The organism is Anabaena sp. CCY 9402-a, from assembly GCF_963920945.1.
In the GTDB taxonomy this organism is placed as follows: Bacteria; Cyanobacteriota; Cyanobacteriia; order Cyanobacteriales; family Nostocaceae; genus Trichormus; species Trichormus minutissimus.
Genome location: NZ_CAWUDL010000074.1, coordinates 23847 through 34368, shown reverse-complemented (window position 1 = coordinate 34368; position 10522 = coordinate 23847). Strand labels below are relative to the sequence as shown.

At 41.2% G+C, this 10522-nt stretch carries 8 protein-coding genes; 6 read left to right on the top strand and 2 right to left on the bottom strand.

The window, feature by feature from the left end; all coding sequences use genetic code 11:
- The coding region (locus ACM0OR_RS22500; protein WP_414578833.1) for a CHAT domain-containing protein at window positions 1-2109 on the top strand (2109 nt) is incomplete at its 5' end.
- Window positions 2110-2129: 20 nt separating this feature from the next.
- Here ACM0OR_RS22500 and ACM0OR_RS22495 read toward each other — a convergent pair.
- Window positions 2130-3080 (bottom strand): NAD-dependent epimerase/dehydratase family protein, encoded by a 951-nt coding sequence (locus tag ACM0OR_RS22495; RefSeq protein ID WP_190705948.1) that lies wholly within the window; start codon window positions 3078-3080, stop codon window positions 2130-2132.
- Between the two features lie 271 nt (window positions 3081-3351).
- On the opposite strand from ACM0OR_RS22495, the gene purD reads away from it, so the two are divergent.
- The 5 genes from purD (at window position 3352) to ACM0OR_RS22470 (ending at window position 9889) form a co-directional block, all read left to right on the top strand.
- Entirely contained in the window at window positions 3352-4635 is a 1284-nt protein-coding gene (gene purD, locus ACM0OR_RS22490; protein ID WP_414578832.1) for a phosphoribosylamine--glycine ligase, read from the top strand.
- Between the two features lie 257 nt (window positions 4636-4892).
- On the top strand, window positions 4893-6830 hold the full coding sequence (gene nblS, locus ACM0OR_RS22485; protein WP_323268163.1) for a two-component system sensor histidine kinase NblS: 1938 nt from the start codon (window positions 4893-4895) through the stop codon (window positions 6828-6830).
- 359 nt (window positions 6831-7189) lie between these two features.
- Complete coding sequence (locus ACM0OR_RS22480; protein ID WP_414578831.1) at window positions 7190-7540, top strand: phage holin family protein; 351 nt, start codon at window positions 7190-7192, stop codon at window positions 7538-7540.
- A 315-nt stretch (window positions 7541-7855) separates the two neighbouring features.
- Window positions 7856-8443: a DUF2459 domain-containing protein gene (locus ACM0OR_RS22475; protein WP_414578830.1), complete on the top strand. Its 588-nt coding sequence runs from the start codon at window positions 7856-7858 to the stop codon at window positions 8441-8443.
- A gap of 33 nt (window positions 8444-8476) precedes the next feature.
- Window positions 8477-9889 carry a hypothetical protein gene (locus ACM0OR_RS22470; protein ID WP_414578829.1) on the top strand — a complete coding sequence of 471 codons (1413 nt, stop codon included), beginning with the start codon at window positions 8477-8479 and terminating at the stop codon, window positions 9887-9889.
- A 95-nt stretch (window positions 9890-9984) separates the two neighbouring features.
- On the opposite strand, the gene ACM0OR_RS22465 is transcribed toward ACM0OR_RS22470, so the two are convergent.
- Window positions 9985-10518, bottom strand: a complete 534-nt coding sequence (locus ACM0OR_RS22465; RefSeq protein WP_414578828.1) for a GNAT family N-acetyltransferase — start codon at window positions 10516-10518, stop codon at window positions 9985-9987.
- Between the last annotated feature and the right edge of the window lie 4 nt (window positions 10519-10522).

The following is a 10522-nucleotide window of genomic DNA, read 5'->3' as shown; positions in this document are numbered from 1 at the left end:
ATTGGCGGTGTCTACGACTCATTAGGAGAAAAGCAAGAAGCACTCAAATACTACAACCAAGTCCTACCCCTATACCGGGCAGTGAGTGATAGGGGAGGGGAAGCCACCACCCTCAACAATATTGGCTCTGTTTACAACTCATTAGGAGAAAAGCAAGAGGCACTCAAATACTACAACCAAGCCCTACCCCTATTCCGGGCAGTGGAGGACAGGGAAGGGGAAGCCACTACCCTTTCTAATCTAGCCGTTTTAGAACGTGATAGAGGCAACCTGGAACAAGCACGCACACATATTCAAGCAGCTATCGACATCATTGAAGATTTACGTAGCAAAATCATTGACCAACAACTGCGTACTTCCTACTTTGCCTCAGTACAGAACTACTATAAATTCTACACCGACCTGCTGATGCGACTGCACAAAAAAAACCCCTCCCAGGGCTACGACGCATTAGCACTGCACATCAGTGAACGTTCCCGCACTAGAGGTTTAGTAGAACTGTTAACCCAAGCTAACGTCGATATCCGTAAAAATGTTGCCCCCAAAGTCATCGCAGAAGAACGCCGCTTAAATTTGCTACTTGATGCTAGAGAACAACAATTATCACAACTATATAGTCAAAAACAACCACCAACCCAACTAGTAACAGCCACTAAAGACCAAATTGCCGGCTTACTCAAACAACAGGAAAATTTAAAAAACAAAATCCGCACTACTAACCCAGAATATGCTGCGCTGAAATATCCTGAACCTCTCACTTTGCCTCAAATTCAACAACAGTTAGATAAGGACACCGTATTATTGCAATACTCCTTGGATAAAGACCGCAGCTATCTATGGTTAGTCACCACCAACTCTCTCAATACTTACGAACTTCCAGGAAATGAACTCCTAGAAAAAGCGGCGAGAAATTTACACCAACAATTAACACGTCCACTCGTTGCTGGTGCAACCTCAGAAGAACAAGCCCAATCTTTTGCTGATACAACTAAAGCCGCAAAGGAACTGAGTCAAATTATCCTTGCGCCTGTGGCTGGGAAATTGGGAAGAAAACGTTTAGTGGTGGTGGCTGATGGTGTTTTGCATAAGATTCCTTTTGCGGTGTTGGCTGACCTAACCCCCCAACCCCCTTCCCTGCATTCGCGCAGCGTGTCGAAGACAGGGAAGGGGGAGCAGGAGAGGGAGAAGGAGCAGGGGCAGGGGCAGGAGCAAGCGCAGGAACAGGGAGAGGAGAACAATAAACTCCCCTCTCCGCTTCGGGGAGGGGTTGGGGGAGGGGTCAAATACCAACCTTTGTTAGTCAACCATGAAATTATTACTCTACCCTCAGTTACTAGCCTCGCTACCCACAGACAACAACTCAAAGGACGTAAACCCGCACCCAAAACCCTCGCGGTTATGGCTGACCCCGTATTCAGTGGTAATGATGAACGCGTTACTGGTAAAGCACCGCAAACTTCTGCATCTCTCGACCTAGAACTAGAACGTTCAGCCCTGAAAAGGTCGTTGAATAATCTTAATCGTAGTGGCTTAGATAGACTTCCTGGTACGCGCCAAGAAGCTGACGCAGTGTTGAAAATGGTGTCACCTCAAGAAAGTCTGCAAGCCTTTGACTTTGATGCTAACTACAACTTCGTGACTAGCCAACAACTAAGTCAATATCGCCTATTATTATTCGCCACTCATGGTATTTTCGATGACACTAACCCGGAATTATCAGGTATTGTGACATCTCTGGTAGATAAAGATGGTAAAGCGCAAAAAGGTTTCTTACGCCTCAACGATATTTTTAACCTCGACCTCCCCGCCGAGTTAATTGTCTTGAGTGCTTGCGAAAGCGGTTTAGGTAAGGAAGTCCAAGGGGAAGGCTTAATAGGTTTGACAAGGGGACTAATGTATGCAGGATCAGCCCGGATAGTTGTGTCTTTGTGGAAGGTAAATGATCAAGCCACATCTTTATTAATGCAGGAATTATACACCCAAATCTTGAGGGAGGGGAAAACCCCTGCCGTAGCTCTGAGGGAGGCGCAATTGAAATTATGGCAACAGAAACAATGGCAAAACCCCCGTTTTTGGTCAGCTTTTACCATCCAGGGAAAGTGGGAATAATTCGTAAATTCTCTCAATTTTTAACTATATAAAGCCTTCACCCATTGCCATTCTTGAGTTAACCCTTCCTTAAGAGAAACTTGAGGCTGATATCCTAAAATTTGCCGTGCTTTAGAGACATCAGCAGCAGTGTGTCTAGCATCTCCCATTGCTTTTTCTATATGGTTTCTTTTGATGGGTTTACCGACAATTTCTGCCATCGTGTTGAGAACTTCAGCTAAAACTACTCTGCTACCGCCACCAATATTAAAAATTTCACCTACTGCTTGGGGTACAGTAGCAGCTGCTAAATTTGCAGCTACGGCGTCCTTGACAAATGTAAAGTCTCGTGTTTGTTGTCCATCCCCATAGATGGGAATTGCCTCATCCTGCAAAACAGCTTTGAAAAATTTATGAAACGCCATATCAGGCCTTTGTCTGGGGCCGTAAACAGTGAAATAACGTAGAGATACAAAAGGCACACCAAAATTTTTGTGATATAGACCACACAAACGCTCGGCAGCTAGTTTAGTAATACCATAGGGAGAAACTGGTTGGGGGGGAATGCCTTCATGGGTAGGTAATGTTTCTGCATCACCGTAGATGCTAGATGTAGATGCAAACACGAACCTTGTTAATTGTTTGGCATCTTTGGCGGCTTCTAACATAACTTGTGTCGAGTTGATGTTGCGTTCAGTATAAGCACGGAAACCTTGACCCCAACTTGCTCTCACTCCGGCTTGAGCTGCCTGATGGTAAACAACATCTACATCTTGCAATAATGTTGACCAATCTAAACTCTGAATATTGCTCTCAATTAAAGTAAAGTTAGGTAAAGATTGTAAATGAGCAATATTTTTGTGTTTTAACGCAGGCTCGTAGTAATCGTTGAATTCATCAATACCAATTACTTCTTTTCCTTGTTCCAGAAGGGTTTGTGTCAGGTGAGAACCTATAAATCCTGCTGCCCCAGTAACAATAACTTTAGTCATGTACCCTACTTGTATTATTATTTTTAAATCAGAATATTTCTAGGGTAATACTGGTGATGATGAATCGCCATTGATTTGGAAAATAAGGTCGTCAGCTACCTTATTTCCCAAGGGTGATTTTATATTGCATATAAGCTTCTGCAACGCCAATTAATAATATGTGGTCTGGGAGATAATTTCCCTAGGGGCTTGCATCAAGGCAAGAATTGGTGAAAAATTGATCCGCAGCAATAGGGCATTCTTATCTCTCAAGGGACGCAAGAGGAAATCTGTGAAAGTTTTAGTTGTAGGAAATGGTGGGCGTGAACACGCTCTGGCTTGGAAATTATTGCGATCGCCACAAGTTAATCAGGTAGTATGTGTACCAGGTAATGGTGGTACAGCTAGTATGGCAGGTTGCCAAAATATACCTTTAGCAGTGGATGATTTTGCTGGTATAAGTAAATGCGCCATAGAAAACGGGATTTCTTTGGTGGTAGTAGGGCCGGAAGTACCCCTAGCTAAAGGCATCACCGACTATCTACAAGACAAAGGACTGAAGGTATTTGGCCCTACAAGAGCCGGTGCAAAGATTGAAGCCAGTAAAGCTTGGGCTAAAGCCCTGATGCAAGAAGCGGGAATTCCTACTGCTAAAGCTGCGGTATTTACTGAGTCTACAGCAGCTAAATCTTATGTAAAAGCTCAAGGTGCGCCCATCGTTGTCAAAGCTGACGGTTTGGCGGCTGGGAAGGGTGTAATTGTCGCTAGCACCGTAGAGGAGGCAACTAACGCCATTGAGACAATATTTCAAGGGCAGTTTGGCAGTGCGGGGGAATTTGTAGTTATCGAAGAATGCTTAATTGGGCAAGAGGTTTCGGTGTTAGCCGTAACTGATGGGATCACAATTCGCCCCTTATTGCCAGCGCAAGACCATAAACGCATCGGGGAAGGGGATGTAGGCGAAAACACAGGTGGGATGGGTGCGTATGCCCCAGCACCCATTGCTACGCCAGCATTAATGGCTAGGGTGCAAACCGAAGTTTTAGAAAGAGCGATCGCCACTTTAAAATCTAGAGGCATTGATTATCGTGGTGTACTCTACGCCGGCTTAATGATTTCCCCCGATGGCGACTTTAAGGTTTTAGAATTTAACTGTCGCTTTGGCGATCCTGAAACCCAAGTCATTCTGCCACTGTTAGCCACACCCCTAGAAGAACTGATTTTAGCTTGTGTTGAGCAGCGTTTAAGTGATTTACCCCCCATTGCTTGGCATGATGGCGCATCTGCAACCGTAGTGGCAGCTTCCGGTGGTTATCCGGGGGATTATGAAAAAGGCAAAGTCATTACCGGCATTAGGGAAGCAGAAGCCAACGGAGTCACGGTATTTCATGCCGGCACAAAATTAAACCAGCAACAGCAACCGATGACAGATGGCGGACGAGTATTAAACGTGACGGCTGTGGGAGAGAACTTTAACCAAGCTTTGTCCACCGCCTACAATGGCTTAAAATCTATTCAATTTGAAGGAATGTATTACCGTAGAGATATTGGGCATCGAGTGCTGAGTGCTGAGTAGTGAGTAGTGAGTAGTGAGTAGTGAGTAGTGAGTAGGTAGGCATTGTATTTTTCTCCCCCTGCTTCCCCTGCTTCCCCTGCTTCCCCTGCTTTCTTTTCCCCAATCCCCAATCCCTAGGAGTTATTTAATTAATTTTGACTTTTGACTTTTGACTTTTAACTTGATTTGTCCCCAATCAATTAGCATATTTGTCGAATTAACTGTTAATTTTTTAGTTGTTGGGGTTGATAACCAAACTACTAACAACTTTATTTGAGATGCTGTCGCTGTTAAAAACAATCCGAGAAGCGATCGCCAATTGGTGGTCAGAGTTCACTCTCCAAACTAAACTTTTGGCCGTGGCTACCTTAGTAGTCTCCCTGGTCATGAGTGGTTTAACTTTCTGGGCGGTGAATACCATTCAGCAAGATGCCCGCATGAATGACACCCGCTTTGGACGGGATTTGGGGCTATTATTGGCGGCTAATGTTACCCCTCTGGTAGCTGACCATAATTTGACAGAGGTAGCCAAATTTTCTGAACGCTTTTATAGCAGTACCTCTAGCATCCGCTATATGCTGTACGCGGATGAAACAGGGAAAATCTATTTTGGAATTCCTTTTTGGGAACCTGAAGTAGAAAACTCACTGACAATTGAGCGACGAATCGAACTCCCAGAAGATTATCCTCAAGAGTGGGATAAGCCAATGGTACGGCAACACATGACCCCAGATGGGGCTGTGACCGATGTGTTTATTCCTCTGATTGTTAATAAAAAAAACTTAGGTATATTAGCGATCGGCATCAACCCCAACCAAATAGCAGTCATTTCAACTAATTTCACCCGTGATGTCACCATTGCCGTATTTATCACAATTTGGGTAATGGTAATTTTGGCAGGAGTAATTAACGCTTTAACTATCACTAAGCCGATTAAAGAACTACTAGTAGGGGTAAAAGAAATCGCCGCCGGCAACTTCCAGCAGCGCATTGACTTACCTCTAGGTGGCGAATTAGGAGAGCTAATTTTAAACTTTAATGAAATGGCCGAGCGTCTAGAACGCTACGAAGAACAAAATATAGAGGAATTAACCGCAGAAAAAGCCAAACTCGAAACCCTAGTTTCCACGATCGCTGATGGTGCTGTCTTAATTGACAATAATATGCAGGTGATTTTAGTCAATCCCACTGCACGGAACATTTTTGGCTGGGAAGGTAGTGATGATGTAGTAGGTAGTAATGTTTTGCATCACTTACCGCCAACAGTGCAAATGGAAATCACCAAACCTTTATACCAAATGGCTGCCGGCGAACGTGAAAGTGCTGAGTTTCGCATTTTCTTAAGTCAACCCATTAAGCGTACTATTCGCATTCTCTTAACTACGGTACTCAATTTACAACGGGAGAGTATCAAAGGCATTGCCATCACCGTGCAAGATATCACCCGTGAGGTAGAACTAAACGAAGCTAAAAGCCAATTTATCAGCAACGTTTCCCACGAACTGCGAACACCATTATTTAATATCAAATCTTTTATCGAAACTCTGCATGAATACGGAGAAGAATTAAGCTTAGAAGAAAAACGGGAATTCCTACAAACGGTGAATCATGAAACCGATCGCTTGACTCGCTTAGTTAATGATGTTTTAGATTTATCTAAGCTAGAATCTGGCAAGATTTACAACTTCTATGGTGTAGATTTAGCCCAAGCCATTGAGCAAACCCTGCGGACATACCAACTCAACGCTAGAGATAAAGGTATCGAACTCTTGCAAGAAGTTGCCCCCAATTTACCCCTAGTTATGGGTAATTATGATTTGTTGCTGCAAGTCTTAGCTAATTTGGTAGGTAATGCCCTCAAATTTACTCTAGCCGGCGGCAAAGTAGCCATCCGTACCTATCCGCTAGATATCACACCCACATCATCCAATCAGCCTGCACAAGTTAGGATAGAAATATCTGATACAGGTATTGGTATCGCCCCAGAAGACCAACAGGCAATTTTTGACCGTTTCTTCCGTGTCGAGAACCGCGTTCACACCTTAGAAGGTACAGGTTTGGGTCTATCGATTGTCAGAAATATTATTGAAAGACACCACAGTAGAGTCCATTTGGTCAGTGAAGTCAGTGTGGGTACTACTTTTTGGTTTGATTTAAGTATATTTGAAGAAACACCAAAGAAAGAAATTGAGACTGCTAGTGAGATAGGGGTGTAGGGGTGTAGGGGGAGACAAGTTGACATCCTTCCCGTTCGCGCAGCGTCTGTGTCAGGAGAAGGGTACGCACGGTGATTCTGGAGTAATGAGTAATAAGTAACAAGTAATGAGTAAATACCCATTTTTCATCCACTCATTACTCCTTACTCATTACTTTAAAGCCGTGCTGGAAACAAGGGGGTTTCAACCCATTTTTCTGATAAATTCAAATCAGTGAACAGTTATCAAGTGAATGATAACTGGAGAGTGTTGATACCCAATACCGTTTAGTGTCACTTTCTATTCACATTTATCACAAATACTAAACATATTGACTTACTTGGATTAAATCGAAATGTCACTCGTAAGGAGTATTTCTTATGGTTGGGTTGATAATTACTTGGTTAGTTACAGCCATCAGCTTTTTGATTATTTCTCGACTGCCGATAGGAGTAGAAATAGACAATTTTGGTAAAGCATTAATTACCGCCGCAGTTTTTGGCATTTTGAATGCGCTTTTGCTCCCTGTTTTAACTTTATTTACCTTGCCATTTATTATTCTTACTTTAGGCTTATTCTTCTTTGTTCTCAATTCAATTATTTTTGGGTTATCAGCTGCTATAGTACCTGGTTTTCGCTTAAGATATGGCTTTTGGAGTGCTTTGCTTGGCTCACTTGCTTTGGCAATCATTAATTCTATTCTCTTAAGACTCATAGCACCGCTTACCTGATAAAAGCAACGAGTATCCTATTTCTCATTACTAACCAAGCCAAAGCATAAATTTTTCATTGTGAGACAAAAATTCATACTTCATAAAGTGCTAGAAACAGCCTGTACCTATTAATTACGAATTACGTAAAGCCTGCGGCATAGCTGCGCTTAGAGCGTAGCGGGGCGCAGCCTATTAAGTGTCCAGCAACTCGAAATCATTTTATTTGTGCTGTAAAAAATGATCGATCAGGTAGAGAGAGCGTTACATGACTTGGATGTACCTGTAACTAATATTCATATGGAACACTACAACCTTGTTTAACTCAATTTACCTATGGGTTTATGTCGCCTTGTCAAGTTTGCTTCTGTAGTAATTATTGGTATTTTATTGGTTTGGATACTGTCTCCCGCCATTATTTTACCCCCTGATGACCCTGTTGGGGCAGTGACAATTTATGTCACAGATTATGGTTGGCATTCTAGACTAGTGTTACCCACTGGCAACGGTGAATTAATCCAGTATGCTTACGGTGATTGGAATTATTTCGCACTAAACCAGCAGGACTGGAGAAATGGGGCGGCGGCACTTTTACTACCAACTCAAGGCACTCTCGGTAGGCGAAAATTTAACAATATCATCGAACTTCAGCAGATAATTCAACAACAAAATTACACCTTATTCAGTTTAGAAGTAGCGCAATCCCCAGTCATAGAATTATTGACATTATTAGATGAACGTTTTAACCGCAATATGGCGACGAGCATCGAAAATCGAAAAATAGGTTTAACTTTAGTCAAAGATGATCAGGAATATACATTATTCCACAATAGCAATCACGAAATTGTTGAGTGGTTAAAAAGTTTAGACTGCCGAATTTATGGTTTTGTGATGTGGGCGAATTTTCAGGTGAAACATTCATAATACACATTTATATTTTTTGTTAATTTTTAAGCGATGACATCAAAAAGAGATATTAAAAAGTATCCGGTTTATCGCCATCGTTGGTTGGAACGAATAATTGCCATTTTTGCATTGCTGAACTTATGTTTGGTCATCTTTGACATGACCTACATACCTTTACGTGATTTCTACCTACAGGTATTGCCAAGGTTAACTCAATTGTATGACCCAATTAAGGGCATTCAACCCCACCCAGAAACACAACATTACCTCAACAAAGTTGCAGCATTAGAAGCACAAGTTTTGCAGACTGGGTTGCTTTCACCCCAATCAGAAAGGGTGCTTGATGAATTAAGTTTACTTAGTAACCGCATGATTGAGGATAATCCGTTTTATCTGGCTAATCAAAGTGCTACTTTAGGCAAAATTAAACATGAAATGCGCTTACGTACTAATGAACAATTTGCGAGAGAAGCATTTACTATATTTTGGAGTCCAGCTTATTTATCTGAGCGGGGTTGGCAATCGGAAATCAACTTTTTTAATTCTCAAATTAGACCTTTAATTCAAAGGAATTATTATCGTGAAATTGGCAGATTTGGCAACTTTATCAATCGGTTTTGGTGGATTGATTTACCGTTTGTAATTATTTTTGCTTTAGACTTTTTCGCCCGTACTTTTTATATTAGTCGCCGCGATCGCTCCTTAAGCTGGTTAGAAGCAATACTACGGCGATGGTACGATGTATTTTTGCTGCTACCCTTTTGGCGTTGGTTACGAGTAATTCCCGTCACCATTCGTCTTTATCAAGCTGATTTACTTAATCTTGAGCCTTTGCGATCGCAACTTAATCATGATTTTGCGGTGAGTTTTGCACAGGAAATCACTGAGATGGTAGGTATTCAATTAATTGACCAGATGCAAGATACCATTCGTCAGGGTGACTTAGCACGCTGGTTATTTCATCCTGAAACCCGTAAGCCTTACATTCAAGTTAATGAAAGGAACGAAGCCAAAGCTATAGCTACTCGTTTAGTCAACGTCAGTATCTATGATGTTTTACCTCAAGTCCAGCCTGACTTAGAAGCCTTGCTACATCACAGTATTGCCAGCACCTTCCAAGAATCTCCAGTTTACCAAAAAATACAAAAGATACCAGGTCTAAATCACTTACCGCATCAACTAACAGAAAATCTAGCTCGTGATTTATCTCATTCAGCTTATAAAAATCTGATCAAGGCTATGTCAGACCCAGTTGCAGCAGAACTCACCTCTCGTCTCATGACAAATTTTCGTGATGCGTTAGAGCTGGAGTTACAGAAAAAGCATAACATTCAGGAATTGCAATTTTTACTGATAGATATGCTAGAAGAAATTAAAATTAACTACGTCAAAGGTATTACTTCTTCTGGAGTAGAAAAAATATTAGCAGAAGCACACCAAATTCATCAAATTATTTATAGGTAACAACAAGATTCTAATAATAGACAGTAGCTAGAACAACGCTTTACTGTGGATAAATTAATTTTATTTTCCTAAAAAAGCCGCACTCATTTTAATTTTTATACCTTAAAAAGATGAATGCCGTAAACAAAATTGATATGTTCAGTGTAAACTATTGATTTTCTAATTATTTCTTTAATCCTGTAAAAATTTACTACCCATCCAAGAGAGTGCCAGTAGAAATTAAACCTATATTGACTAACTATTGTTGGCAAATCTAATAAGCTATGAAATAATAAAAAATTTAAATCTTCCATCATTTTGATAACCATTCTATTAGCACTTATCGTATATACATTCTTGTGTCTTATCTCAGCATCCTTGTATGCTTCATAAAATAATAACTTGCCAATACCTTTACCTCGAAATTCCTCAAATACAAATAAGGCTGCTATTTTAGACCAATGTTCATGAAAATCATAATTCAAACAGATTCCTAGCATTTTACCGTCCTCATTCTCAGCTACTATTATATGTTCTGCATCCATCCACTCTGTTAAGGAATAACCTATAATATTAGGTGTTAGCTTGATTTCTCTAATCAGTAACTCTGCTTCAGATTGAGTAACTTTTCTTTTACAGATTTTAATCATAATT

What these genes read in the sequence shown, in the direction of transcription:
- ACM0OR_RS22495 (WP_190705948.1), bottom strand. Translation starts at nt 3,080, where the DNA reads ATGACTAAAGTTATTGTTACTGGGGCAGCAGGATTTATAGGTTCTCAC.
- nblS (WP_323268163.1), top strand. Translation starts at nt 4,893, where the DNA reads ATGCTGTCGCTGTTAAAAACAATCCGAGAAGCGATCGCCAATTGGTGG.
- ACM0OR_RS22480 (WP_414578831.1), top strand. Translation starts at nt 7,190, where the DNA reads ATGGTTGGGTTGATAATTACTTGGTTAGTTACAGCCATCAGCTTTTTG.
- ACM0OR_RS22475 (WP_414578830.1), top strand. Translation starts at nt 7,856, where the DNA reads ATGGGTTTATGTCGCCTTGTCAAGTTTGCTTCTGTAGTAATTATTGGT.
- ACM0OR_RS22470 (WP_414578829.1), top strand. Translation starts at nt 8,477, where the DNA reads ATGACATCAAAAAGAGATATTAAAAAGTATCCGGTTTATCGCCATCGT.
- ACM0OR_RS22465 (WP_414578828.1), bottom strand. Translation starts at nt 10,518, where the DNA reads ATGATTAAAATCTGTAAAAGAAAAGTTACTCAATCTGAAGCAGAGTTA.